General features: G+C 37.0%; 24 protein-coding genes. 12 read left to right on the forward strand and 12 right to left on the reverse strand.

What is annotated here, in order from left to right:
* Positions 1–282 precede the first annotated feature (282 nt).
* The 3 genes from MKY90_RS26430 (at position 283) to MKY90_RS26440 (ending at position 5,165) form a co-directional block, all read left to right on the forward strand.
* On the forward strand, positions 283–1,356 hold the full coding sequence (locus MKY90_RS26430; protein ID WP_012261991.1) for a glycosyltransferase family 4 protein: 1,074 nt from the start codon (positions 283–285) through the stop codon (positions 1,354–1,356).
* A 208-nt stretch (positions 1,357–1,564) separates the two neighbouring features.
* Positions 1,565–2,302, forward strand: coding sequence for a polysaccharide deacetylase family protein (locus MKY90_RS26435; RefSeq protein ID WP_012261992.1), 738 nt, complete (start codon positions 1,565–1,567; stop codon positions 2,300–2,302).
* Positions 2,303–2,486: 184 nt separating this feature from the next.
* A complete protein-coding gene (locus MKY90_RS26440) occupies positions 2,487–5,165 on the forward strand; it encodes a PRD domain-containing protein (RefSeq protein WP_088038294.1) in 2,679 nt (892 codons plus the stop codon).
* 73 nt (positions 5,166–5,238) lie between these two features.
* Here the strand turns inward: MKY90_RS26440 and exsM are convergent, their stop codons facing one another.
* A complete protein-coding gene (exsM, locus tag MKY90_RS26445) occupies positions 5,239–5,652 on the reverse strand; it encodes an exosporium regulatory protein ExsM (RefSeq protein WP_002166452.1) in 414 nt (137 codons plus the stop codon).
* 189 nt (positions 5,653–5,841) lie between these two features.
* On the opposite strand from exsM, the gene MKY90_RS26450 reads away from it, so the two are divergent.
* Entirely contained in the window at positions 5,842–7,023 is a 1,182-nt protein-coding gene (locus MKY90_RS26450) for a chromate transporter (protein ID WP_341092961.1), read from the forward strand.
* Positions 7,024–7,063: 40 nt separating this feature from the next.
* On the opposite strand, the gene chbG is transcribed toward MKY90_RS26450, so the two are convergent.
* From chbG to MKY90_RS26475, 5 genes are all read right to left on the reverse strand, one after another.
* The gene (gene chbG, locus MKY90_RS26455) at positions 7,064–7,768 is read right to left on the reverse strand and encodes a chitin disaccharide deacetylase (RefSeq protein ID WP_215587074.1); all 705 of its coding nucleotides are present in this window, start codon (positions 7,766–7,768) and stop codon (positions 7,064–7,066) included.
* 51 nt (positions 7,769–7,819) lie between these two features.
* Positions 7,820–9,145: a 6-phospho-beta-glucosidase gene (gene celF / locus MKY90_RS26460; RefSeq protein ID WP_341092964.1), complete on the reverse strand. Its 1,326-nt coding sequence runs from the start codon at positions 9,143–9,145 to the stop codon at positions 7,820–7,822.
* 3 nt (positions 9,146–9,148) lie between these two features.
* Entirely contained in the window at positions 9,149–9,472 is a 324-nt protein-coding gene (locus MKY90_RS26465) for a PTS lactose/cellobiose transporter subunit IIA (protein ID WP_000989054.1), read from the reverse strand.
* A 183-nt stretch (positions 9,473–9,655) separates the two neighbouring features.
* Complete coding sequence (celB, locus tag MKY90_RS26470; protein WP_001168832.1) at positions 9,656–10,963, reverse strand: PTS cellobiose transporter subunit IIC; 1,308 nt, start codon at positions 10,961–10,963, stop codon at positions 9,656–9,658.
* Between the two features lie 16 nt (positions 10,964–10,979).
* A complete protein-coding gene (locus MKY90_RS26475) occupies positions 10,980–11,282 on the reverse strand; it encodes a PTS sugar transporter subunit IIB (protein WP_001023569.1) in 303 nt (100 codons plus the stop codon).
* Positions 11,283–11,707: 425 nt separating this feature from the next.
* Here MKY90_RS26475 and MKY90_RS26480 point away from each other — a divergent pair, with 425 nt between their 5' ends.
* Both MKY90_RS26480 and speD read left to right on the forward strand, forming a co-directional pair.
* Positions 11,708–12,835, forward strand: a complete 1,128-nt coding sequence (locus MKY90_RS26480; protein ID WP_341092966.1) for a polyamine aminopropyltransferase — start codon at positions 11,708–11,710, stop codon at positions 12,833–12,835.
* A 27-nt stretch (positions 12,836–12,862) separates the two neighbouring features.
* Positions 12,863–13,234, forward strand: a complete 372-nt coding sequence (gene speD / locus MKY90_RS26485; RefSeq protein ID WP_060749239.1) for an adenosylmethionine decarboxylase — start codon at positions 12,863–12,865, stop codon at positions 13,232–13,234.
* A 110-nt stretch (positions 13,235–13,344) separates the two neighbouring features.
* Here the strand turns inward: speD and MKY90_RS26490 are convergent, their stop codons facing one another.
* Genes MKY90_RS26490 through MKY90_RS26500 form a run of 3 tightly spaced genes read right to left on the reverse strand, consistent with a single transcriptional unit; the run spans position 13,345 to position 15,290 of the window.
* Complete coding sequence (locus MKY90_RS26490; protein WP_044439402.1) at positions 13,345–13,662, reverse strand: PTS lactose/cellobiose transporter subunit IIA; 318 nt, start codon at positions 13,660–13,662, stop codon at positions 13,345–13,347.
* Positions 13,663–13,671: 9 nt separating this feature from the next.
* Positions 13,672–14,973, reverse strand: coding sequence for a PTS cellobiose transporter subunit IIC (gene celB / locus MKY90_RS26495; protein ID WP_063219404.1), 1,302 nt, complete (start codon positions 14,971–14,973; stop codon positions 13,672–13,674).
* Between the two features lie 14 nt (positions 14,974–14,987).
* Positions 14,988–15,290 carry a PTS sugar transporter subunit IIB gene (locus MKY90_RS26500; RefSeq protein ID WP_002016166.1) on the reverse strand — a complete coding sequence of 101 codons (303 nt, stop codon included), beginning with the start codon at positions 15,288–15,290 and terminating at the stop codon, positions 14,988–14,990.
* 224 nt (positions 15,291–15,514) lie between these two features.
* On the opposite strand from MKY90_RS26500, the gene MKY90_RS26505 reads away from it, so the two are divergent.
* The 3 genes from MKY90_RS26505 to MKY90_RS26515 all read left to right on the forward strand — a co-directional run bounded on the left by MKY90_RS26505 (position 15,515) and on the right by MKY90_RS26515 (position 18,481).
* The gene (locus MKY90_RS26505) at positions 15,515–16,732 is read left to right on the forward strand and encodes a dicarboxylate/amino acid:cation symporter (protein ID WP_002016167.1); all 1,218 of its coding nucleotides are present in this window, start codon (positions 15,515–15,517) and stop codon (positions 16,730–16,732) included.
* A 168-nt stretch (positions 16,733–16,900) separates the two neighbouring features.
* On the forward strand, positions 16,901–18,058 hold the full coding sequence (locus MKY90_RS26510) for an acyltransferase (RefSeq protein WP_341092970.1): 1,158 nt from the start codon (positions 16,901–16,903) through the stop codon (positions 18,056–18,058).
* Between the two features lie 42 nt (positions 18,059–18,100).
* Entirely contained in the window at positions 18,101–18,481 is a 381-nt protein-coding gene (locus MKY90_RS26515) for a VOC family protein (protein WP_002034775.1), read from the forward strand.
* Between the two features lie 56 nt (positions 18,482–18,537).
* Here the strand turns inward: MKY90_RS26515 and MKY90_RS26520 are convergent, their stop codons facing one another.
* Positions 18,538–20,538, reverse strand: coding sequence for a YhgE/Pip domain-containing protein (locus tag MKY90_RS26520; RefSeq protein WP_341092973.1), 2,001 nt, complete (start codon positions 20,536–20,538; stop codon positions 18,538–18,540).
* Between the two features lie 135 nt (positions 20,539–20,673).
* Between MKY90_RS26520 and MKY90_RS26525 the strand changes: the two genes are divergently transcribed.
* Positions 20,674–21,558: a LysR family transcriptional regulator gene (locus MKY90_RS26525; RefSeq protein ID WP_002129960.1), complete on the forward strand. Its 885-nt coding sequence runs from the start codon at positions 20,674–20,676 to the stop codon at positions 21,556–21,558.
* Between the two features lie 67 nt (positions 21,559–21,625).
* Here the strand turns inward: MKY90_RS26525 and MKY90_RS26530 are convergent, their stop codons facing one another.
* Positions 21,626–22,711, reverse strand: coding sequence for a hypothetical protein (locus tag MKY90_RS26530; RefSeq protein WP_002129962.1), 1,086 nt, complete (start codon positions 22,709–22,711; stop codon positions 21,626–21,628).
* Positions 22,712–22,800: 89 nt separating this feature from the next.
* Positions 22,801–22,950: a hypothetical protein gene (locus MKY90_RS26535; protein ID WP_002129963.1), complete on the reverse strand. Its 150-nt coding sequence runs from the start codon at positions 22,948–22,950 to the stop codon at positions 22,801–22,803.
* Between the two features lie 252 nt (positions 22,951–23,202).
* Here MKY90_RS26535 and cydA point away from each other — a divergent pair, with 252 nt between their 5' ends.
* Positions 23,203–24,558: a cytochrome ubiquinol oxidase subunit I gene (cydA, locus tag MKY90_RS26540; protein WP_002034780.1), complete on the forward strand. Its 1,356-nt coding sequence runs from the start codon at positions 23,203–23,205 to the stop codon at positions 24,556–24,558.
* Positions 24,551–25,576, forward strand: coding sequence for a cytochrome d ubiquinol oxidase subunit II (locus tag MKY90_RS26545; protein ID WP_002089640.1), 1,026 nt, complete (start codon positions 24,551–24,553; stop codon positions 25,574–25,576). The genes cydA and MKY90_RS26545 overlap by 8 nt, the downstream gene beginning before the upstream one ends.
* The last annotated feature ends 100 nt before the right edge of the window (positions 25,577–25,676 follow it).

The following is a 25,676-nucleotide window of genomic DNA, read 5'->3' on the forward strand; positions in this document are numbered from 1 at the left end:
CGTGCAACACTTATAATACTGAAACAAAAGTCATCGCTATATGAGAGGGGAGTACAATGTCATATTACAAGACACAATATGAGATCAACCTTCTCTAAGGACACAACATTCCATATCCAATTGTCATATATTCTATTCACTGCCCTTTACAGCCAAAAGAAAAAAAGATTGAATTCTAATCTTTTTGTGATACCATATGTTATGAGCCTGTAAATAAACATCATAATTTTCAGATAAATAAGATTGAAAAAATTACGTTAAACTATAAAGGGTGGGGTATTAATGGACTCACAAGTGATTTATGCCATTTTGGCATCTTTCATCACTGTACTCGTCGTTACTCCTTTAGTTATTAAATTAGCTTTCAAAATAGGAGCAACAGACAAGCCAAATGCGCGTAAAGTACACCAAAAAATTATGCCTCGTCTTGGCGGGTTAGCAATTTTCATCGGTGTAGCCGTAGGATTTGTTGTCGGTGGATTGTACGAACAAAGAATGTTATCGATAACTTTAGGTGCTATCATCATTGTTATTATCGGGATTTTAGATGATATGTACGAACTATCTGCGAGGGTAAAATTCGGTGGACAACTATTAGTTGCCATCATGATTGTCAAAAGTGGATTATTAGTGCAAGTATTATATATTCCAATTTTCGGAGATACTGAACTCGGATGGCTTGCTTATCCAATTACTGTATTTTGGATTGTAGGTATTACAAATGCCATCAACTTAATTGATGGATTAGATGGATTATCCGCAGGGATTTCATCTATCGTACTTGCAACGCTAGCATATATGGCCTTCACTAGCCCATGGGGTACTGGAGCAGCTATTATATTACCTCTAGCATTGATTACATTAGCAAGTACAATTGGATTTTTATTCTACAACTTCCATCCAGCAAAAATTTTCATGGGAGATACAGGAGCACTATTTTTAGGATACTGTATTTCTGTTATATCGTTACTTGGATTATACAAAAGCGTAACGTTATTCAGTTTTATCGTTCCAATCATTATTTTAGGTGTACCTATATTTGATACGACATTTGCAATTATCCGCCGTATCGTAAATAAAAAGCCTATTTCAGCACCTGATAAATCGCATTTACATCACCGTTTGCTTGCAATGGGATTCTCTCATCGTAAAACGGTACTAATTATTTACGCATTGGGTATTTTCTTTAGTGTAAATGCAATTATTTTCAGTAGTGCAACATTATGGTTATCCATTATTCTTCTTTTCATTTTGATCTTCTTTACAGAAATCATTGCTGAAGTAATCGGTCTTGTACACGAACGTTACAAACCAATTATTTCCTTCTATAAAAAAGTGAAAAAACGCGAAGACTAATTGTAGTATAGCCTTTACTATTATGAAATATTCAAATAGCATCCTCTTTTCATAAGAGGATGCTATTTTTTATTTTTTAATCCTTATTCCCCATTTCCAAAATATAGATTGTTTGAGAGTGCCTCTATTGGAGAAAGATATACGTATAACGAAAAAAGTATCAAATTTTCATTTTTACATCTTGATTGTCAAACTGAGGGTGAATGTTATGATCAAGCGATTACTTCAATGTATAATTTTATTTTTAACTATTACTATGTACGCATCATCGAATACAAAAGCAACTACAGACATTCAAGTAAAAGATTACCAAAGTACTCAAACTACCTCTCCTACAACAAAAATTGCGTACTTAACATTTGATGACGGACCAAATAAATACACACCACAAATTTTAAATATTTTAAAAGAGAAGAACGGAAAAGCAACTTTCTTCGTTATTGGCGGAAAGGTGCCACATTATAAAAAAACGATGGAGCGATTGATTAAAGATGGACATTATATCGGTCTCCATAGTATGTCGCATGATGTAAAACGTCTTTATACTGGCGATCCATCTGTTTTAATTGCAGAAATGGAGCAAACCCAAAACATTGTCCAGCAAGTTACACATTTAAATACACATCTCGTTCGGGTCCCATACGGTAGCATGCCTTACTTAAAAAAGAATTACCGTGATGCACTCGTATCTGCCCAGTATAAAATGTGGGATTGGACAATTGATACATATGACTGGAAAAGCTATGATAATCCTTCCGCAATACTAGAAAGAGTACGAAATCAAAGCGATGAACAAGTAGAGGTCATTTTAATGCATGATTCTAGTGTCACAGTGCAAATACTCCCAAAAGTAATTGATTATTTACACTCACAAGGATATAAACTACTTCCCTACAATCCATCTTCCCATCTTGAAGTGAATTTTTGGAAAGACACAAGATTGTAACAGCTTTAGTACCTATGTACTAAAGCTGTTTTACCCCGCGTTAACGCCCGATTGGTGAAGGCTAATAATCAGTGGGAATGAACAAAAACCCCACTGATTAAAGTTTCACTTTATTTTTCTCTTCCCACACTTCTCATTTTTGTGTAGAATTTTAAATAGTGATGAAGTTTCGAGGTGAATAGAAATGAAACGAATAGATCTCATTTTTAACGCAATACAAAAAGGGAATTATACAGAAGGTATAACAGCATCAGAACTCGCTACACTTCTACAGCTAGACCGTGCAAATGTTAGTAGCGATTTAAACAAGCTTGTGAAAGATAATCGTTTATTAAAAACGATTACACGCCCTGTCCGTTTTTATATAGAAACGAACACTTCATTGGAAACGCATTCAACAAAGGGCACTTCATTAGATACATTTGCTATTGAAAATACAAGCCTAAAAATTGCAATTGAAAAAGCAAAAGCTTCTATTCTCTATCCTCCAAACGGTATGCATACTTTACTACTTGGAGAAACAGGTGTCGGAAAATCGATGTTCGCTTCTTTAATGCACGAATACGCAATTGAAGTGGAACAACTTCCAAAAGATGCACCTTTTATCGTCTTTAACTGTGCTGATTATGCAAACAATCCACAACTACTACTTGGACAGTTATTTGGGATAAAAAAAGGAGCTTACACAGGTGCCAGTGATCAAAAAGGGCTAATTGAAAAAGCACATGAAGGAATCCTCTTCTTAGATGAAGTACATCGCCTTCCTCCAGAAGGACAAGAGATGCTCTTCACATTTATTGATCGCGGAGTATACCGCCGCCTTGGAGAAACGGAAAATGAACGTAAGGCACGAGTGTTGATTATTACTGCAACAACCGAAGAACCAAATTCATTTTTATTAAAAACATTTACAAGACGTATTCCAATGACCGTTACGCTTCCACCACTTCGTGAGCGAACACATAAAGAACGGTTTGCTTTACTGCAACTATTTTTCACAAATGAAGCAATTCGTCTAAGGAAAGAGATTCATGTTAGTCCAAATACAATGCGTGCTTTCGTCTTTTACAATTGTCCAAATAACATCGGTCAATTGAAAACGGACGTACAAATTGCCTGTGCGAAGGCTTATTCTGATTTTGTAACAAAAAAACGTGATTCTGTCTGTGTTTCAAGTACAGATTTACCTTGGTATATGAAAGAAGGATTATTTATTGAAAGAAAGAGCCGTCATCTATATCAAATACCAAATGAAACATTTGTATTTACAGGTGATGAAGGTTGGAGTAAACATACAATAAAACCCGAAGGAAGTCGCTCTTCTATTTATGATTATATTGATTATAAATATGAAGAACTTCAAGCACGCGGCATTGAAGAGGAAGAATTAGAATTACTAATAGAAAATGATATTCAAAGCTTTTTCGTCCAATACTTTAACCAAATATCTAAAAAAACAAGTCATGAAAATGTTTTTAAAATTGTGGATCGTAATATCGTTTCCGTATGTGAAAAAATTGCGGAACTAGCTGAAAAATATTTATCTAAAACTTTCGATGAAAAAGTATTTCTCGCTTTAAGTTTACATGTACAGACAACTCTACAACGTTTACAGGGCGGGAAACAAATTCACCACCCACAATTAAATCAAATTCGTACGAAATATAAAGAAGCTTTTTCCGTAGCTATGCAATGTATTCAGCTATTAGAAGAAGAATTACAAATAACAATACCTATTGATGAAGCTGGCTTTTTAACAATGTTCTTCGTTGTTGATCCAATTCCTGCCTCACAAACAGAAGTAAAAGTATTAATATTAGCACACGGTAATGGCATCGCAACAGAAATGGCAAACGTTGCAAACGAACTTCTCGGTATTGATGAAGTAACTGGTATCGATATGCCCTTACATGAATCACCAAAAGACTTCTTAGAGCGTGTTAAAGTGTATATGAAAACACTTCAAAATGTAAACGGGCTTCTCTTACTTGTTGATATGGGATCTCTCGCTTATATTGGTGATATATTAGAAACTGAATTCAAAATCCCTGTACGTGTTCTTTCCATGACGAGTACACCACACGCACTAGAAGCAGCTCGAAAAGCTCAACTTGGCTATTCATTAGATGCACTATACGAAACAGTGAAGAACTTAACGCCGTTCTATTTAAACGTACAGGAAGAAAAGAAAAAGCCACTATCGCCAATGAAATCCGTGATTTTAACAGCTTGTTTAACCGGCGAAGGAAGTGCTTTAGCAATTCAAAAAATGTTAGAGAACTATTTACGCTTTGATAAAGACTTAATTGAAATTATTCCGATTAGCATCGTTCATGAAAAAGATTTAACGAAAATGATCGAGAACATAAAAAAAGAGCGTAATATCATTTGTATCGTCACGAATTTCGATATGCAAATACCTTGCTTAACATATCATTTCCAAGACATTGTGAACTACACAGCTATTCAACCAATTCAAGAATTGATTACGTATGAAGAAACATATGCAAAAATGGCTGATATTCTTGAACAACAAATGCAGCGTAACGATGGAGCATTACTTATTAAAACAATTCGTTATGCATTAAATACAATTCAAGAATTGATTTCTTTACAGCTAACTCCCGACAGTTTAATGGGTGTGATTTTGCATATGAGCTGCATGGTTGACCGTCTTCAAAAAGGTGAAAGTCTCCTCCCTCATCCTGATAAAGAGAAACGAAGACAAGATGAGTACTGGATGTATATGAAAGTAAAAAAAGCATTGCAACCTATTGAAAATACATTTGAAATACAAATCCCAGATGACGAAGTATTTTATATAATGGACTTCTTCATTAAAAATCAGCCTGTAAAAAATTAAACTAGGGGATATTGTAGCACTCTATATAATTAGAAAAGGCTGTTCCAAAATGTTTTTTGGACAGCCTTTTCGCTTACTTCTTTACTTCCCTTATTCTCCCCCTTATTTCTCCCTTTTTATTAGATTTCGTATTAACATTTACATATACATTTGCTTGCATTATCTCTTGAAACAAGCTGTCAAATGCTCTCCCCTGTAAAGGCCCTTCAAAATCCTCTACTCTAGCTACACCAGTAACGACTCCTTCATTCACACTAATCCCTTGCTCTAACGGACCAAACAAACTTAAAATAACTGGACCAATTTGATTCGCTTTTCCTAAATGAATTTGGCATGACGTGATTTTTTTTATATTTTTTAATATGACCCGATATTGCAACTTCTTTAAATCTTCACTAAAAATGAGCTCTGTTACACCGTAAGCTTCTGTATTTACAGGAGGTACTTCCCTCTTCCCTGTTAACCTAGCAAAGAAATGTGTTGTCATACGGGCATTCTCCTCATATAAATTTCCCAGCACTACTTCTACTACTTTATGGTTTAGACATAATCATTTATGACTTTTTCAAATTTTAATTACGAAGAAAAGATTCACACAATCTTTACATTAAAATCGTTTCTTTTGCTTTACTCCCTCTTGTATAATGCACTTAGAAAAACAGTCTAGGAGGAAATTTTGAAAAATAATAACTACTCTTTCCAATCATTAATAGAGATTTTTCTCGTATCATTTAAATTAGGACTTACTTCATTTGGTGGTCCCGTCGCCCATCTTGGTTATTTTCATCATGAATACGTGCAAAAAAGAAAATGGATGGATGAACGAAGTTACGGGGACTTAGTAGCGCTATGTCAATTCCTTCCTGGCCCTGCCAGCAGCCAAGTCGGTATGGGAGTTGGCTTATTACGCGGCGGATTATTAGGAGCCATTATTTCATGGATCGGATTCACTCTCCCATCTGTGCTCGTTTTAGTTTTCTTCGCTTCATTTCTTAACCAATTCGAGCTTGGAAGTACTGGCTGGATTCACGGACTGAAACTTGTAGCGGTCGCAATTATCGCTCATGCAATATGGGGAATGGCTCAAAAGTTAACACCAGACCGAAACCGTGCAACAATCGCAATTGCAACTGCCGCAATCGCCCTATTATTGCCAAGTAGCTGGACACAAGTAATTCTCATTATAGTATCTGGTTTCATCGGTTGGTTTTTATATCGTGGCCAGCCAGTTAGCCAAGCTCATAAAATAAACGTACCTATTTCAAAAATGGTAACCATATCTTGTCTCGTCTTATTCTTCGGACTATTAATACTGTTACCGATGTTACGACCATACTCTTATTTCATCTCTTTATTTGACAGCTTCTATCGCTCTGGTGCACTTGTATTTGGCGGAGGGCATGTCGTACTTCCTCTTCTTGAAAGTGAGTTTGTACAAAACGGGATGATGACAAAAGAACAATTTCTTGCTGGATACGGATTAACACAAGCAGTGCCAGGGCCACTATTTACATTCGCTTCTTATATAGGAGCAGTGCTAAATGGAACCGCCGGAGCAGTTGTTGCAACGATCGCTATCTTTCTTCCTGCCTTCCTGCTCGTTGTTGGCGTTTTACCATTTTGGGACAGTGTAAGGAGAGTATCTTACATACAAGGTGCACTACTTGGAGTAAACGCAGCCGTTGTCGGCATTTTACTTGCAGCTTTTTATGATCCAATTTGGACGAGTACAATTATGAATTCTGTAGATTTCGTTTTTGCTTCTCTTCTATTTTGCTTACTCGCTTTTTGGAAAACACCACCTTGGGTTATCGTTATAATCGGGGCCTTCGGTGGATATGTTCTATCCATTTTGTAAGCACAAAAAACGACGGCCCCATTTAGCCGTCGTTTTCCTATTAAAACTTCACAAGCTCCATTCCCTCAGGCAGCTCACTCTCCGTTAAAATACGCAACTCTTTCACGCGATCCATTACGTAAGAAGAACGTTTCACAAGCTCTGGGTCAATATAAGCTGGATGCACCATAATTTCTACCGTTTGCTCGTCCTGCACTCTTTCCTTTAACTTCACAAAGTAACCTTCCGTCACACCGTCAGCGTAAAAGTCACTGTAAAACACATCTGAAAATGGGCGCACCGCTCGCTCTTCTTCACAACGACGAATTGGAACATTATATTTACTTGCTAATCTCTCAAGAACGTCGTGTAAAAGCGGTAATCCATGCACGTGATGATGACTATCTAAATGAGTCGGTGTTAATCCGTAAGATAAAAACTTCTCAATTTGAGCAGTCCATTCTTTTTCTACCTCTTCTGGATTTATATTTCCTTCCCATACAACACTTTGTTTATGAAATAATCCATCGCTACTTACAAGTGATGGAACGTCTTTAAGAAGCGGTTCTCCTGCCGTTAATACGAGATGAACTCCTATCCCTAACGTTTTATACTCTTTCGCTAAGCGTACGGCATGCTCTGTCCCTGGCATATTCATCATCATCGTCGTTGAATTTACAATCCCGTTTTTATGTCCATCAATAATTCCGTAATTTGTACCTTCCGTAAGACCGAAATCATCTGCATTTACAATTAGTTTAATCATCGCAATACCTCCTACTAGAATTAAAAAAAGCGGGCTAAACAGCGCCGCTTCTTATTTCTCTATCTTCTTAAAGAATTGTGGAAGATGTTCTTTATGTGCTTCCAACATTTCATCTAAAATTTGTTTTGCAATTTTATCTGATGGTACAAGTGGGTTAATTGTCATAGCAAGCAGCGCTTTATGATAATCCCCTGTAACAGCAGCTTCAATTGTTGTGCGCTCAAATGATTTAATTTGCTGTACTAAACCACGAACTGGTACTGGAAGATCTCCGACCGCAATTGGTTTTGGACCTTCTTTCGTAATAATACAGTTCACTTCAACAGCCGAATCATGTGGCAAGCTTGCAATTGTTCCGTTGTTTCGTGTATTAACAGGCTGGATATCACCTTTATTATTGTGAATAGACGTAATTAAGCTACATGCTGCGTCACTATAATAAGCTCCGCCGCGCTTTTCTAATTGTGGTGGCTTAATATCTAAATTCGGGTCTTTATACAGCTCGAATAAATCATCTTCTAATTGTTTTACTACTTCTGCACGTGTACCTTTTTCAATCGAAGCTGCTTTCTCTTCTTCCAACATTTCACGTGTTTTATAGTAGTAACGATGATATGGACACGGAATTGCACGAAGACCGCGAATAAAGTCTGGCTCCCAGTTAAGCGCAGCAATGTTTTCCATCGTAATTTGCTTTTCTGGATCTGTTACAAGTTCTAATACACGATCCATTACGCTTACGCCATCCAAGTATACATCTAATCCGTATACCATATGATTTAAACCAGCGAAATCAACGTGTACCCGGCTTGCATCTACTTCAAGTAATCTTGCAAGACCCATACGAATTCCAATTGGAACGTTACACAGACCAACTACTCTTTGAATGTTTGTATAACGAAGGACAGCTTCTGTTACCATACCAGCCGGATTCGCAAAGTTAATTAACCATGCATTCGGACAAAGTTCCTCCATGTCCTTACAAATATCTAAAATAACAGGAATCGTTCTCAGCGCTTTGAACAAACCACCAGGACCATTCGTTTCCTGACCAATTACATCATATTTTAATGGAATTGCTTCATCTTTTGCACGTGCTTCTAACAAACCAACGCGAAGCTGCGTTGTTACGAAGTCAGCACCTTTTAATGCCTCACGGCGATCAAGTGTTAAATGAATATCAATTGGTAAACCTGATTTTTTCACCATACGTTTCGCTAAGTCACCAACGATTTCTAACTTCTCTTTTCCTGCCTCAATATCTACTAACCAAATTTCACGAACAGGAAGCTCGTCATAACGTTTAATAAATCCTTCAATTAACTCTGGTGTATAACTAGAGCCACCGCCGATTGTAGCAATTTTAATTCCAGTCATGCTTTATTCCCCTTTCGCTTCTAGCTTTTTATAAAGGTCAATAAATTCTGCCGCTAATTCTTTTACCGTAATAGAATTCATTAAATGATCTTGCGCATGAATTAAAAGAACACTAATCTCTGTTTTTTCCCCTCTTGCTTCTGATTGTATGAGCTCTGTTTGGAAATGATGCGCTTCATTAATCGCTTCTTTCGCCTTTACCATCGCTTCATCAGCTTCTGCCATTTTCCCCTGTTTGGCAAATTGAAGTGCCTCCATTGCAAAGCTTCGTGCATTACCACTATTTAAAATCAATTGGAATGGAATTTGTTCTGCTGTAGTCATCATAATTACCGCCCTCTCTATTATGGTTCAACCGATTTAAATACCCTTTCAGTTTGAACATTTCTATTAAATTATTATTTTATTAATGATAGTTTGGTGTTCTTGTAGATGGGTTTCATCTTTTTGAACATGATATAAAGGTAATTGTTCTCACAGATAATGTTACCTGTGAGAACAATTACTATGTTACATAGGTACAGAGTTGTTATTTCCTTGTGCTGCTGCTTTTTCAGTACGAACAACAGAACGGTCAGATAATACAACGAATGGATAGTAGATTACCATCGCAATTACAAAGTTGAATAACTGTAGAATTGCACCTGAAAGATGTCCACCTGTTACAAGATAACCACTAATAATTGGTGGTGTTGCCCATGGAATCATCACAACTGTTTTTGGTACCCACCCAATAGATATAGCTGTATAAGAAGTAATTACTAATACAATTGGTGTTAGGATAAACGGTAAGAATAAAATTGGATTTAAAATAATTGGTGTACCAAAGATTACTGGTTCGTTAATATTGAATGCACCTGGTCCAATTGATAAGCGAGATACACCGCGTAATTGTGCACTTTTTGCTACAAGTAATACGACCACTAAGAACGCTAATGTTGCACCAGAACCACCAAGATATACGAAAGTATCAAAGAATGGTTTTGTAATAATGTTTGGAACATCAAATGCAGATGTACCACCTTGGAATAACTTCATATTTTTCTCTAATGCCGGTAAGTATAATGGCTCAATAATACCACCAACGATATTTGGCCCATGTAAACCGAAGAACCAAAGAAGATGAACAAGGAGTACAATGACAATTGCACTTGGTAATGTCCCTGCTAAACTTTGCAGTGGTGATTGAATCGTATTAAAGATAAATTCATGAACACTTGTACCAGCTAATTTCACTGCTAATTGAATACCTGCAACTACTGTTAAGATAACAAATGCTGGAACTATAGCTGCGAAAGATCTTAAAACTGCTGGCGGTACTCCATCAGGCATTTTAAAAGTAATGTTTCTTTGTACAAAGAAACGGAATACCTCAGTAACAAGGAGTGCCACGATAATTGCTACGAATAGCCCTTGTGCCCCTGTCCAAGCTAAGTTCAATCCGCCTTCTTTCGGTGTTGTTGGCGTAAGAATAATTAACGCACCAAATGAAATAATACCTGCTGACAAACCATCAACGCCGTAAGATTTTGCTAAGTTATAACTTGTTGTAAATGCTATGATTAGTGCTAGAATTGCGAAAGAACCAGTCCACATTCCACCGCCAACTTGTTTCCACGTTTCACCAAACAAACCTTTCATGAACTCTTGGAAAGCTTCAGACGGAAAACCATTAATTAGTGATGCCAGTGCACCAACTAAAATAAGTGGCATAACTGCAATAAATCCATCACGGATCGCAGCTAAGTGACGTTGCGATCCGATTTTACCAGCGACAGGAACAATATATTTCTCCATGAATGCAATAAACTTTTGCATTTCGCTTCCCCCCTAATTATTTTTTAAGTGTTAACGCGTGATCTAAAACTGCTTCTCCATTCATCATGCCGTAGTGCATTGGATTGATAACGTCGATTCCAACGTTTCTCTCATCAGCAAGCGTTTTCATTGAAGAAAGCATGTAACGAACTTGTGGTCCTAGTAATAATACATCTGCTTGATCGATATTTGTTTTTACTGCATCCCCAGATACAGCCCAAATCTTTCCTTCTAGACCGCGAGCTTTTGCAGCCGCTTCCATTTTTGTAACTAGTAAACTTGTAGACATCCCTGCTGAGCAACATAATAAAATATTCATTTATAAATCCCCCTTGTGTGGTATAAAAAATTTATGTTTTTTATTTTTCTTTACGCTATTTATTAATGCAATTACCGTGCCAACTTTTCAAAATACCTAAAATCAGCGTTTTTTCGAGTGATTTCTTTGTGTGTTACCGCTTTCAATCAGTGTGTCCCCAAAAAAACACACAGTGTGTTATAAAACACCTCACTTTTAACACATAACTGTATGAAAATAGATTAGTGTTTAGTTGTCTAGTTGTGTTTAAAACAAAAAAACACTAATTTTTTTAAAAGTGTGAAAATATAGTACCAAAAAATATAATATTTCAACTCAAATCAAAACAAATACCTATTCAAGACACTCGTCTAGTTATTGTCCAGTCAAACTCTATTAAATTACATAGAATAGAATAAAATAAAGTATTTTGAAAGGGGATTCCAATGCCAAAGCATAGAAAAAAGAATAGAATGAAGATTTATAGAATACAGGTTCAAAATAAATGGTATAAACAAGAAGAGGATTCTGAATTAAATTCCAACACGGATACACTAGATCGACAGGACACTGAGGATAAACAAGACAGACCTGACAAACACGACGAACCAGATAAACACGACGAGGATGAAGACGATAAGCAAGTACAATCGGAAAATGTAATTATAGTACCCACAGATTCACACAGCTTAGATGTGTGGGATGAAATTTCTCTAAAGGAAATACAAGCTGGTGAACATACGAATTTATTTGAAGAAAAGAGTAATTATCAAAATATTAATTTAGTCCAAGTAAACGATGTTCGCTTATACTTGGACAAGCAACTACAATTCAGCTCCGTTGATGAGCAAATTTATCATGAAGCACTTGTACATCCGATTATGGCAAAAGTAATTGATCCAAAACGTGTTCTCATATTAGGTGGTGGCGATGGTCTTGCCTTACGAGAAGTTTTGAAATATGAAACTGTGCTACACGTAGACCTTGTTGATTTAGACGAGGCAATGATTAATATGGCACGTAATGTTCCAGAAATAGTATCTTTAAACAAAAACGCTTTTTTTGATAATCGCGTGAACGTGCACGTATGCGATGCAAAAGAATTTCTAAATTCACCTTCATCTTTATACGATGTAATCATCATTGATTTCCCTGATCCAGCGACAGAGTTATTAAGTACTTTATATACAAGCGAACTTTTTGCTCGTATAGCTACGTTTTTAACAGAAGATGGTGCGTTCGTCTGCCAATCTAATTCACCTGCTGATGCACCTCTAGTATATTGGAGCATCGGTAACACTATTGAACATGCTGGATTAACTGTGAAAAGTTATCATACAATCGTTCCTTCTTTCGGAACTGACTGGGGATTTCATATTGCTGCTAATTCTGCCTATGTACTCGATCAAATTGAGCAATTATATGTAGTACCAACTCCTCGAACATTACCTTCTCTTCTTTCTCCTTTGTTTCAATTTAAAGAAGAATATTTAGAACAACGTAATCTCGCTCTTTTAAACTCAGAATCGAATCTTATCCTACATCAATGTTACAAAAAGGAAATGGAGTTTTGACAATATTATAGTAAGGAGTGCTACCCTATGGAATATTCTACTTTTGGTAAGCATATAATAGTAGATTTATGGGGAGTGGACTTTTCCCTATTAGATGATGTTCACTTTTTAGAATATCATTTAGTTAACGCTGCAGATTGCTCTGGTGCCCATATTTTAAACGTAAGTACAAAAGAATTCGATCCGCATGGCGTTACTGTTTTAGTTTTACTATCCGAAAGCCACCTTTCAATTCACACTTATCCAGAAAAAAACTTTGCAGCCATCGACTGTTATACGTGCGGTACGACCGTTGAACCGCAAATAGCGATTAATTATATCGTAAGTATATTAAGACCAAATGAGATGCATATAAAAAAACTAATTCGTGGTACAGGAGAGATTATTACTGCCGATTAATTATCACTCTTACCCATCCGTAAAAAGGAGGATTGTAAATACCATCAGTGGAACAAACACTCCACTGATGGTACGGACACATACATAAAAAAACCTCGCATAAGCAAGGTTCATTCATCCACCGACATCTTCCTATATAATTCTACAAACTCACTCGCCAATTCCTTCACTGTAATTGCGTTCATTAAATGATCTTGTGCATGCACCATCAAAAGGGTAACTTCGTTTTTTTCCCCGGCAGCCTCTTTCTGTATGAGCTCTGTTTGTAAGCGATGCGCCTCTTGCAATTCATTTAAAGCTTCTTGTAGTTTCGCTTCTGCTTCCTGAAATTCACCGCGCTTTGCGCAATCAATTGCTTCCATTGAGCAGCTTCTCGCATTACCACCATGCAAAATTAAGTGAAAAGCTTTCGTCTCTATCGTATCCATTTTAGTTCTTTACTCCCCCTTTTCTTCCGCTACTTTTTGTTTATCCCATATTTTTAAGAATGGAAAATAAATAAGAAATGCAAGTGCAAAGTTAATGAGCTGTAAAATAACCCCTGAAATTTTCCCGCCTGATCCTAAATATCCACTAAAAAGAATAGGTGTAGTCCAAGGTACAGCAGCTCCGCTCGGACGTGCAACCCATCCCCATTCCATTGCAAAATAAGAAACAATCGTTAAAACAACTGGTACAAGTATAAATGGAATAAGTAAAAGCGGGTTCATTACTATCGGCATACCGAAAGTCACCATTTCATTAATATTAAAAATACCTGGTGCAATCGATAATCGCCCTAAACTTTTCAATTGCTGACTTCGCGCAAATAGTAACATTCCTACAACTAAAGCGAGTGTTGCACCAGAACCGCCCATATAAATCCATAAATCAAAGAACTGTGCAGTAATCGTATTCGGTACATCTTGCCCTGCTTGGAAAGCAACTCGGTTTTGATCCATTAACGACAACCAAACGGGGCTCATTACACCACCAACAATAGTAGCACCATGAATTCCACACGACCAAAGAACATGAACGAGAATAACTGCTATTATTGCGCCCCAAAGACTAGCACCAAGTACACTAAGTGGTTCCTGTAAAATTTGCCCCACAATATTATGGATACTGCCAAAAGAAGTATTTTCTATAATTAAGCGCAAAATCCAAATAACCGTTACAACAATAAAACCTGGAACAAGTGCCGCAAATGAACGTGTCACAGCTGGTGGAACTGTCTCCGGCATCTTTATAATCATCTTTTTTTGTACAATAAACCGATAAAGTTCAGTAGATATAATTGCAATAATCATCGCTACAAATAAACCTTGGCTTCCCATTAGCGCCGCTGGGATTGCTCCATCTACAATCACACTTTCCTTCGTGCTTGGTATAATATATGCAACTTGAAATGGAGTTGCAAGTAAAAACGTCACAAGCGACAATGCTCCGGATGCTAAAGCGTCCACTTTATAATATTCTCCAAGTCTGTAAGCGATTCCAAAAACAGCTATTAAAGCCATTATATTAAAAGTTGCACTAACTGGATACCCTAAAGCCCTCTGCCAATTCTCACCAAATAAACCTGCCATAAAATCATTATATCCTGGTATTGGTAATGCACTAATAATAAGGAAAAATGATCCAATAATCAAGAAAGGCATCGTTAAAACAATTCCATCACGAATCGCTTGCAAATGTCTCTGTTCTGCAACCTTCCCTGCCACTGGCATCACATATTTCTCTAAAAACCCTATCATCTATCCCACACTCCTCATGGTTTCATTAACAAAGCTGCTTGCAAGATAGCTTCTCCATTACAAAGCCCGTAATGGACAGATTGAATGACATCAACAGGTATTCCCTTGTCCTTACATAATTCTTTCATTTTCGGTAATAAATAACGTACTTGCGGTCCAAGTAAAAGTACATCTGCAGTATCAATATGATTTCGCACTTCTGAACCTGATACTGCCCAAATCTTTACCTGTATCCCTCTTGCCTCTGCTGCTTTCTCCATTTTTGTAACAATCAAACTGGAAGACATTCCCGCTGCACAGCAAAGTAAAATATTCATCTCGCTCCCCTCCCCCTTTTTCCAAACCTAAGTTATGGTGTAGCCCTTGCCACTACTAGGTTACAAATATATATGTCTAGATTTCTAACTGTATGCCGAGCTTAAAAACAAAAATTTCTCGGTTTTCACGCTATTCCATCTATCCGTATTTTCCTAGTAAAGAAGTCTCTAACTCGCTATAATGATTCAGTATGATTTTTTATAATCGATAGGAGGATATATTTATGAAGGCATATCGCTTTCCGCTTATTTTATTATCTTCTATCCTAATTGGTGGTTTCATTGGTTATTTCATGGGTGCCGATGCAGTTGCTTTAAAGCCGCTTGGTGACATTTTCTTAAACTTAATGTTTACGATTGTTGTACCGTTAGTGTTCTTTAGCATCGCGTCATCTATTGCTAATATGGATGGATTAAAACGTTTCGGTAAAATTATGTCTAGTATGGCTGGAACTTTCTTATTTACAAGTATTTTAGCTGCTATTTTTATGATTATTATCGTGAAAGTATTCCCGCCAGCACAAGGTGTTGTATTAGAACTAACGCAGCCTGATAAAGCTGAAAAAGCAGTTAGTGTTGCTGATCAAATTGTTGGTATCATAACAGTATCAGACTTTTCAAAGTTACTATCTCGCGAGAACATGCTAGCTCTTATTTTCTTCTCTATCTTAATGGGGGTTGCAACTTCAGCAGTTGGTGAAAAAGGGAAACCATTCGCTACATTCCTACAAGCTGGTGCAGAAATTTCAATGAAAGTCGTATCTTTCATTATGTACTACGCTCCAATCGGACTAGCTGCCTACTTCGCAGCATTAGTTGGTGAATTCGGACCACAACTTCTTGGAACTTACTTCCGAGCAGCAATGGTATACTATCCAGCTTCTCTTATTTACTTCTTTGTATTCTTTACATTCTATGCGTACCTTGCAGGTCGCAAACAAGGTGTACAAGTATTTTGGAAGAACATGGTCTCTCCTACAGTTACATCACTTGCAACTTGTAGTAGTGCCGCAAGTATTCCAGCGAACTTAGAAGCAACGAAGAAAATGGGTATTTCTTCTGACGTTCGTGAAACAGTTGTCCTTCTTGGATCTACACTTCATAAAGACGGATCTGTTTTAGGCGGGGTATTAAAAATTGCTTTCTTATTCGGTATTTTCAACATGGAATTCGAAGGACCGAAAACATTAGCAATTGCACTTGTTGTTTCTCTATTAGTAGGAACAGTAATGGGTGCTATTCCGGGCGGAGGTATGATTGGTGAAATGTTAATCGTTTCTCTATACGGATTCCCACCAGAAGCATTGCCAATTATCGCAGCAATTAGTACAATCATCGATCCTCCTGCAACAGTGTTAAACGTAACAGGAGATAACGCTTGTGCCGTAATGACAGCTCGCCTTGTAGAAGGTAAAAACTGGATCAAAAATAAATTTGCTTAATATATAGAAAGAGGATGCTCGCTTTGAGCATCCTCTTTCTTGTTGTTATTTGTCGAAACGTCAATATAATCCCATCCCGCCACAATTTTGTTATAATCTTCACAAACATTCCACATCCATTATCTATTATCCGTACTATAATCATGTATGGAAAAGGAGATGGATACAATGACTCAAAGCGCACCAGAATTCAAAGTTTTGCAAAGCATTGCATTTCTTGCTGTCGTTTTGCAAAGTTCCTTATTATATACAATGAATCAAGGAAATGTCTTACTCGAGCAATCCCTCATTATGGGCATGCTATTTAATCTTGCAAAATTTTCAGCACCTGCATTCATATTTATCGTCGGCTTCCATTTAATTCGGCTATATACGAAGCAACTCGTTTACAGAGAATATATTTATGAAAAAGCCGCACATTTACTCATTCCTTATTTCTTCTGGTCTATTCTTTACCTATTAACAACAAACGATGTCATTACACTACAAGGCGGAATAAAAAGTTTATTACTCGGAACAGCTGCACCTCATCTTTGGTACGTTATTATGATGTTCCAAATTCACTTATTGTTCCCGTTACTATGCACACTATTTTATTGGTTTCAAAAACGAACAGAAAATAAAAAAGACATATATAAATATATGACCATTTTCGCTTGTCTATATTTCTTCTTAATGTGGTACTCTTCTCACTACATTTTTAATGGAGAGAAACTGACTAGTTCAACCATTTTACATTATACAGATCGTTCCTTCTTCTTCTACTCATTCTATTTCGTCATGGGAGGAATAGCTGCTGTATCATTAAAAACTTGGCGTATATTTGTCATGAAACATATTCCGCTTATCACAATACTATTTTTCATCTTATTTTTATTCATCAATTATGAGTTATTTAGTTTTTACGGCGCCAATTCTATTCATTTAACGGTTTCTACTTATTTAAAACCGTCCATGTTTTTATATATTGTTTGTGAAATTATGATACTGTACGTGTTATCTATTACAATTGTACAGCGACGTGGTTTCTTATATAAAGCTTTACGTTTTATCGGGAATTACACGTATGGCGCTTATTTAGCTCATTTTTTCTTATTGCAACTATGTACAAAATTTCTTTCCTTATTCGCACTGCAAGAAAACACAATATTATATAGCTTATTACTATTTATATTAACGACCACAATCTCTATTTCAGCAATGGTCATTGGTAGCATACTACCATTTCACACGTGGGTTACAGGGCCTTCCCCTACGACAAATATGAGATGGGCGAAGATTGCCATTCGGAAAAATCATGAAAAAGTATTTAAACCATATATTTGATATAATAGTATTTCATATAAGAAAAGAAAGTAGGACACACCTATGATTAATCAAATTGGACAAATTATGTTATATGTAAATAACCAAGATGAATCAGTACAATTTTGGACAGAAACAGTAGGATTCCAAATTGTTGCAGAAGAAAATAACGGTCAAGGATTTCGCTGGATTGAAATTGCGCCGGCAAAAGAAGCTGGAACAAGCATCGTCCTTCACGATAAGGCGTTAATTGCGAAGATGCAACCTGAATTAAACTTAAATACCCCTTCACTTATGTTCTTCTCTAATAACTTAGATCAACTGTATAAAGATCTTTCTGAGAAAAGTGTTACAGTTGGACAAGTTGTAGATTTACCTACTGGTAGAGCATTCAACTTTGCTGATAATGAAAATAACTACTTTGCAGTTATGGAAAAGAAATAAGAAAAAGCTATCCGAAAAGGTCATAATAAAACCTTTTATTCGGATAGCTTCTTTTATTAAGAAACTTGCTCTGCATTCGTTTCCTTATGCTGTATATGACTCGTAACCCATGTGATTCCGCCAGCAACAACGAGATAGCATAACAATATTAAAATTTGCATTTGTAATTGCGACCAATCGCCCAAAGAAATCACATCTTGTAACCCTCTAAGAGAATGAGACATTGGGAGAAATTGTCCAATTTTGCTAAGAACAGCTATATTTAATTCTCCTGGGAAAGTACCTCCGCTCGTCGCTAATTGAAGAACGAGAAGCGTTACCGCTGCGAACTTCCCAACAATGCCGAATACCGTTACTAACATAAGAATAAATGTCATGAACGTAAAGGAAATAACAATACTTGATAAAACAAAGAGTGATACACTTGCAACTTCTAATTTCATAACTCCTAACACTACCACATCTACAAGTAGTGCTTGAATGAGTCCAATTAAATATACTAATCCTAGTTTATTAATAAAATGTACTGTTCCGCTTACCTTCATATTTTGTCTACGGCCAAGAGGTAAAATATTCGATGCCATAATTCCGCCAACATAAAATGCCAGTGATAAAAAGTATGGTGCAATACCTGAACCGTAGTTAGGCACATCAGAAACTGTCGACTTCACTAATTGAACCGGCTCTGAGAACATCGTATTGCGTGCATCATCATTGCGAACATCCGCTATCTTCTCTGCGCCCTCTCCCAATTTCGTAGAAAGTTTTTTCGCACCATCGTCAAGTTTAACAAGTCCGTTCGTTAACTTATCAGCACCATGATTCAGCTCTGTTCCGCCACTCGCAAGGTGATTTACACCTTCTTGTAATGATGTAAATCCATTTCCCCACTTCGTAAATCCATCAGCTAAATTCGAAGTACCATCTGCTATCTTTTTCGTTCCAGCGGTAGCTTCGTTTAACTTAACTCCGAATGTATTCATGCCTTCCTCAATCTTATGCTGACCATCAGTAAGCTTCCGCGCACCTTGTGTCAATTGTTGTTGGCTATTATTTAAAGTGTTTGTTGCTTTAGCTAATCCGTTAGAAGTAGCAATGATCTTTTGAAAAGCAGGATCTTGCTGCACTTCTGAATGACTTTTCACGTACTCTTCTAATTGTTGTTTTACACTATTTGCTGCATCGTCCGCTTTCACTTGCCCTTCAGCAAGTTTCTCACTTCCGTTCACCCATTCATTTGTACCAGCACTTAATTCACTAACCCCTGATTGTAAAGTTTTTTCACCTTGAGCTAATAACTCCATACCACTATGAAGTGAGATCGCTCCTTGACTCAGCTCATTTGCACCGCCACTTAAGGCAGATTGGCTAGAAGCAAGCTTATCACTTCCTTCTTTTAATTTCACTGTTCCATCACTTAAACGATGAATACCATCTGCAAGCTGATTCGCCCCATTTTTTGCATCCGTCGTTCCTTCATGTAACTTCTCAGCGCCATTACTTGCATCACTCAACCCTTGTGCCAAATCTTGAAACTTTGAAAAGACACCTTCTGTATAAGATTTCGTAATACTATTTGAGATTTTTGTTTTCATATTTTCAACAGCTGTCGTTCCAATTTGAGCTGCTACAAAGTTTTTACCTGGATTTACTTTATACTGCAATTGTGCCGGCTCTGGTTTCTCATCCATTAGTGTACTTACCTTTTTAGAGAACTCCTCCGGAATCGTAACCACCATATAATACTTATCTTCTTTTAGCCCTTCATCAGCATCTTTTTCTGATACGAAATGAAACGCCAATTCCTTATTCTCTTTTAAATTTTTAACAAAATCGTCTCCAGCCTGGATTGTTTTTTCATCCATCACAGCACCCTTATCTAAATTAACAACTGCAACAGGTAATTTATCTAATTTTCCGTACGGATCCCAATATCCAGCTAAGAAGAATCCTGAATAAATTAAAGGAACGATTAATAAAAAAATTAAAGCGATACGTCCATGTTTATGGTTCCACATCGCCTTCCAATCTTTAAATATAAGTTGAATTCCCTTCATGAAACATACTCCTTCTCCTAATTTAACACCCTTCGAATGGTTTAACAGATTTACTATACACGTCACTTTCCATACTGTATAATACATCTTTAATTATCAATTCATTCCTTTTGGTCTATAGAAAGGAGATTCGAAGTGGAACTTCTTCAATTAAAATACTTTCAGACAGTCGCACGACTAGAACATATGACAAAAGCAGCTGAAGAATTGCATATCGCGCAGCCTTCACTCAGTAAAACAATCGCTAGACTAGAAAAGGACTTAGGCGTCCCCTTATTTGATCGCCAAGGTCGACAGATTACATTAAACTCTTTCGGCAAAGTATTTTTAAAACGAGTAGAACGCATTTTTCATGAATTAAGTGAAGGGGAACGCGAAATTAAAGATTTAGCTGAATTACAACAAGGCTCTATTACACTTGCAGTTTCTATTCCAAGAATATTACCCGAGCTACTCGGTTCTTTTTTACTAGAACATCCTAACGTTCGATTCCAACAATTTCTCGCATCTACTCCTTCTATGAAGCGGCAACTAGATAATATGGAAATTGATTTTTGTATCTCCTCTGTACCAATTGAAGGCGAGGAAATGGTTTGGGAACCACTTATCACAGAAGAAATTTTCTTAGCTGTTCCTTCAGGACATCGGTTATCAAACCGCGAAAGTATCTATTTGCATGAAGTAAAAGACGAATCGTTTATTAGTATGAACACTGGTTACGGATTTCGGCACTTAACAGATGAATTTTGTAAAAAAGCTGGTTTCACTCCACATATCGCTTTTGAAGTAGATGAACCAACCGTGATTAGCGATCTCATTAAGCAAGGTCTTGGCATCGCCTTTGTCCCAAGTTTAACTTTATTAAAAAACTCTACTTTAGCATCAAATAAGTTACGTATTATTGAACCTAATTGCGAACGAACTATCGGCTTAAGTTGGTCGAAGAAGCGCTATTTATCAAACACCGCCCAGCAATTTCGTGAATTCGTGATTGATTACTTCTCCAATATTAGGGCGTAAAATTATATCGCTTTACAAACAAATAAAGACACAAATAAAAGGTACCATCCCCATAGGGTGGCACCTTCTATTTTTTACTCTTATCCAATTCCATTTCCGCTAAAAGCGGCAATACGTTATCGAAAATATGTGTATTATTATTCTCACCTGTTACATATCCACCATAATATCTACTAAATACATTATCATTTCGGAATGTAGTCATCCGCTCATACAATTCCTTCGCAAACTTTGTATCACCTGTTTGTAGTACGTACAAAATTGTTAATCCGTAAGATGCTGGTGATTCATAGTTCACAGCTTGTTTTCCCGTTTCTAAGTTATAACGACCATATAACTTTTCGTCTTCGCGAAATTTCTTCTTTATAAATTCCAAATAAGCATCTGATGAAAGACCGCCTAAACTACGATGATAAGCGACGTATGATTGATCAATAAGATTCACTTCTTTATCGTACGTAAATGTCCCATCATCTTTATACTCTTTCGGGAATGCCCAGCCCTGCCTTGGATAATCCGCTAAAAACTGAACAACTTCCTGATACTGCTGTGCAGAAATTTTTCCATACTTTTTCATATAAGAGAATGCATGCGGATTTATGTAAGATGTTGTTGCAAAGTTATTTTGTTTCCCTGTATCTGCATCGTAATAATCAACGTAATAATTACCTTTTTTATTATAACGAAGTACAGAATCACTCAATTGATCTGCAAGGTTTTTATAGCGATCTTCCTTGTACATTTCATAAGCACGATATAATTGTTCTATAATACGAAGATCATCGATAAGTGCATTAGTAGCTGACTGCATTTCTCCCTTTTCAGAGATTTTCCATATAACGATGCGATCCTTGTGTACAAAGTTATTTTGAATAACCTTCACTTGTTCATCAAATAAAGCTTGATCATCTTTATCAAGTGTATATTGTAGCCATAACCCTGCAGATTCTGATAAAGCTTCACGGCCCTTCGCTTCACCCTTACCTGCCTTTGTATCCTCTAAGCGATACGTTGCAAGTGTTCCATTTTCATTCACCATATGTCGTAAAACAAAATGCTCGGTACGATTTCCTTGTAAAGCTGACCAAAATACAACTCCACCTAAAGCGATTAAGAGAATAACCCCAATCCCTATATATAAACGTTTTCGCAAGCTTTTCACCTCCTTTTAAGGCTAACCCTAATTTTACCAGAACATACGCAAATATAAAAAAGACAATCCTTTAGATTGTCTCTCCCACCTTATCCTTCGCAAGCCTCTTTAGCAGGCCTATATAGCGATTCCACAAGTCGATCATATTCACGACGCGTAATTTCTTTATTATACAACTTTAATAATAAATCTCTATGCTCTCTTGAAAATGCCATCTTTTTAATGACTTCAGGATACATAAAACACCCTCTCCATTTCACATAAACTTCTTCATCCCGGAAATAGAACTTACGTTCGCATAAAAGATTATAAAAGATTCAGCCCTAAAAAACAAATAAAATATTACCAAATATCAATGTCTTTCTCTTTAGAATATTTAAATATTATATTACCGTACTCATTTTTTAAATACATATATATTTTTGGTAGTTTTTTGAATAAATTTTCCAATTCAATCAGAAAATAATGGCAAAAAGAAGGGGAGTATACATATGGATACCGTAACATTAGCAAGGGCATTTTTTGGTTCTTCATTAGCATTCCACATTATCTTTGCAACGCTTGGAGTCGGGCTTTCTTTAATGATTTTTATAAGTGAAATACTCTATCACTGGAAGAAAGATTCCGACTATGCCATTATGGCAAAAAGATGGACAAAGGCTTTTGCTATCCTTCTCGGTGTAGCAATTCCAACTGGAACAATTGTTGGTGTACAAATTTCACTACTTTGGCCTGGTTTCGCCAAAATTGTTGGGCAAGTTATTTCCGTTCCGTTTCAAATTGAGATTTTCGCCTTCTTTTTAGAGGCTTTATTCATGTCTATTTACGTATATGCGGCTGATAAACTGCCTCCAGTTATGAGATTAATCTCGCTATTTTTCGTTATGATTGGCGCCACTGCATCTGCCGTGCTTATTACATCGGCAAACACATGGATGAATACACCTGCGGGCTTTTCAATGAATCCAGATGGCTCAGTTTTTAACGTTGATCCGTGGAAAGCTTTCTTTAATCCGAGCTTTGGCACAAGTGCATTCCACGTCGTTATTACGGCCTATACAACTGGAGCAGCTGTTATTGCTTCTATCGCTGGATTTAAATTATTAAAGAAAAATTTAAGTGCTCGTGAAATTGCTTACCATAAAAAAGGATTACTGTTAGGGCTTGTCGTTACATTTATCACAGGTGCTACGATGTGGCTTTCAGGACATGAATCTGCTATTGCCTTACATAAACATTCACCTGAGAAACTAGCATCTGCTGAAGCTTTGTTTGAAACGACATCACACGCGCCTTTATCGATTGGCGGGGTTGTGGACCCTAACACACTTGAACTAAACTATGCCCTTGAAATTCCGAACATGCTTAGCTTATTAGTGGGACTAGACCCTAACACCGTTGTAAAAGGTCTAAAGGAATTCCCGCAAGAAACATGGCCACCATTTTACACACATACACTGTTCAATTTAATGGTCGGCACCGCTGCCTTTACCTTTGCAGTTGCAGCTATTGCCCTCTTATATTGGTACTTTGTTTACCGAAAAAAAGGAGTAGAGTTACCGAAGTGGCTTCTTTGGGGAGCTGCCGCCTGTGGACCCGTTATGTTGCTCGGTATTGAATTCGGATGGATTTTTAGTTGTAGTGGTCGTCAGCCATGGACAATTTATGGCATGCAACGCACGGTAGATGCTTCTACGCGCGCTGATTTCGTCGGTCCTTTATTTGTTTTATTCATCATTTTATATATCGGACTCGGTATTTTAACAGTCTTTGTACTACGGACATTCTTTAAGAAACATCCGTTAAAGAATGATTTACATCACGAAGGAGGCGATTCTCGTGCATGAGGAAAGCATTGCAATCATCATCTTATGGGCTCTTATTTTCGTATATAGCATACTAGGGTCTATTGATTTTGGAGCTGGTTTTTGGGGCATGGTATACGCTAAACACCCGACGCTTGCTGCCAAGCTTGCTAATCGGTACTTATCACCAACTTGGGAAGTAACGAATACGTTTCTTGTCTTTGTCGTCGTTGCTTTTCTCGGTTTCTTCCCAAAAGCGGCCTTTACCCTTGCAACCGTTATGTTTGTACCAGTTATGTTAATTTTAGTACTCGTTGCGATTCGTAGTACATTTATGGTATTTGCTTACTCCCTGCCAAAATACCAACACCTTCTTCGGATTATTTCAGGTATTACCGGGCTCTTAATCCCAGCTCTATTAATTACCGTTCTACCAGTTACAGAAGGTGCCTATATTACGATGTCTGAAGGAAAAGAAGTGCTCCTTTACGGAAAACTTCTTTCTAGTCCCGTTATTTATTGTTATATGCTCTTCGGACTAACTTCGGAACTATTTCTATCATCTCTCTTTCTTGCTGATTTTGCTAGGGAACAAGGTTCTGAAGATACGTACCGAATTTATAGAAGAAATGCCATCATACTTGGTCCTGCAACGCTCGTGACTGCTATTATCGCTCTCGTTGTAATGGACCCTGAAACACACTGGCTTATGCAAGGACTAATAAAGCAATTCCCATGGTTTACAGTCTCTATCATTTTATTTGTTATCGGATACTCTTCTCTTTGGTGGACAAATAAGAAATATGGCACACTAGGCTTTCCTCGCATTGCAGTTTTAGCTGTCGTCGCTCAATATGCATTTGCAAGCTACGCTTACGGCGTCGCCCATTTACCTTATATCATTTACCCGGACGTAACTGTATTTACAAGCTTTACGACGGTCGAAACATTCTATGCACTTCTTATTCTTTACGCAATCGGGATTGCAATTTTACTACCAGGATTTATTTTCTTCTGGAATTTATTCTTAAAAGATCGAACATTTTTAAAGGAAAAATAGTAAATTAGGGGCATTCACACATAGAATGCCCCTAATTTATTAGACTCCTCTCCTAATAGTTATTACACTACCCCTTATACTTGCCTTGTTGCTCAAAATA

This window comes from Bacillus sp. FSL P2-0099, from assembly GCF_038007445.1.
Classification (GTDB): Bacteria; Bacillota; Bacilli; order Bacillales; family Bacillaceae_G; genus Bacillus_A; species Bacillus_A mycoides.

Bases quoted from the DNA above. Each gene is read 5' to 3' on its own strand.
- MKY90_RS26520 (WP_341092973.1), bottom strand. From the start codon at position 20,538: ATGAAGGGAATTCAACTTATATTTAAAGATTGGAAGGCGATGTGGAAC.
- celB (WP_001168832.1), bottom strand. From the start codon at position 10,963: ATGCAAAAGTTTATTGCATTCATGGAGAAATATATTGTTCCTGTCGCT.
- MKY90_RS26490 (WP_044439402.1), bottom strand. From the start codon at position 13,662: ATGGATACGATAGAGACGAAAGCTTTTCACTTAATTTTGCATGGTGGT.
- MKY90_RS26510 (WP_341092970.1), top strand. From the start codon at position 16,901: ATGACTCAAAGCGCACCAGAATTCAAAGTTTTGCAAAGCATTGCATTT.
- celB (WP_063219404.1), bottom strand. From the start codon at position 14,973: ATGATAGGGTTTTTAGAGAAATATGTGATGCCAGTGGCAGGGAAGGTT.
- exsM (WP_002166452.1), bottom strand. From the start codon at position 5,652: ATGACAACACATTTCTTTGCTAGGTTAACAGGGAAGAGGGAAGTACCT.
- MKY90_RS26435 (WP_012261992.1), top strand. From the start codon at position 1,565: ATGATCAAGCGATTACTTCAATGTATAATTTTATTTTTAACTATTACT.
- MKY90_RS26480 (WP_341092966.1), top strand. From the start codon at position 11,708: ATGCCAAAGCATAGAAAAAAGAATAGAATGAAGATTTATAGAATACAG.
- MKY90_RS26515 (WP_002034775.1), top strand. From the start codon at position 18,101: ATGATTAATCAAATTGGACAAATTATGTTATATGTAAATAACCAAGAT.
- celF (WP_341092964.1), bottom strand. From the start codon at position 9,145: ATGACTGGAATTAAAATTGCTACAATCGGCGGTGGCTCTAGTTATACA.
- MKY90_RS26505 (WP_002016167.1), top strand. From the start codon at position 15,515: ATGAAGGCATATCGCTTTCCGCTTATTTTATTATCTTCTATCCTAATT.
- MKY90_RS26535 (WP_002129963.1), bottom strand. From the start codon at position 22,950: ATGTATCCTGAAGTCATTAAAAAGATGGCATTTTCAAGAGAGCATAGA.
- speD (WP_060749239.1), top strand. From the start codon at position 12,863: ATGGAATATTCTACTTTTGGTAAGCATATAATAGTAGATTTATGGGGA.
- MKY90_RS26440 (WP_088038294.1), top strand. From the start codon at position 2,487: ATGAAACGAATAGATCTCATTTTTAACGCAATACAAAAAGGGAATTAT.
- MKY90_RS26475 (WP_001023569.1), bottom strand. From the start codon at position 11,282: ATGAATATTTTATTATGTTGCTCAGCAGGGATGTCTACAAGTTTACTA.
- chbG (WP_215587074.1), bottom strand. From the start codon at position 7,768: ATGATTAAACTAATTGTAAATGCAGATGATTTCGGTCTTACGGAAGGT.
- MKY90_RS26430 (WP_012261991.1), top strand. From the start codon at position 283: ATGGACTCACAAGTGATTTATGCCATTTTGGCATCTTTCATCACTGTA.
- MKY90_RS26500 (WP_002016166.1), bottom strand. From the start codon at position 15,290: ATGAATATTTTACTTTGCTGTGCAGCGGGAATGTCTTCCAGTTTGATT.
- MKY90_RS26465 (WP_000989054.1), bottom strand. From the start codon at position 9,472: ATGATGACTACAGCAGAACAAATTCCATTCCAATTGATTTTAAATAGT.
- cydA (WP_002034780.1), top strand. From the start codon at position 23,203: ATGGATACCGTAACATTAGCAAGGGCATTTTTTGGTTCTTCATTAGCA.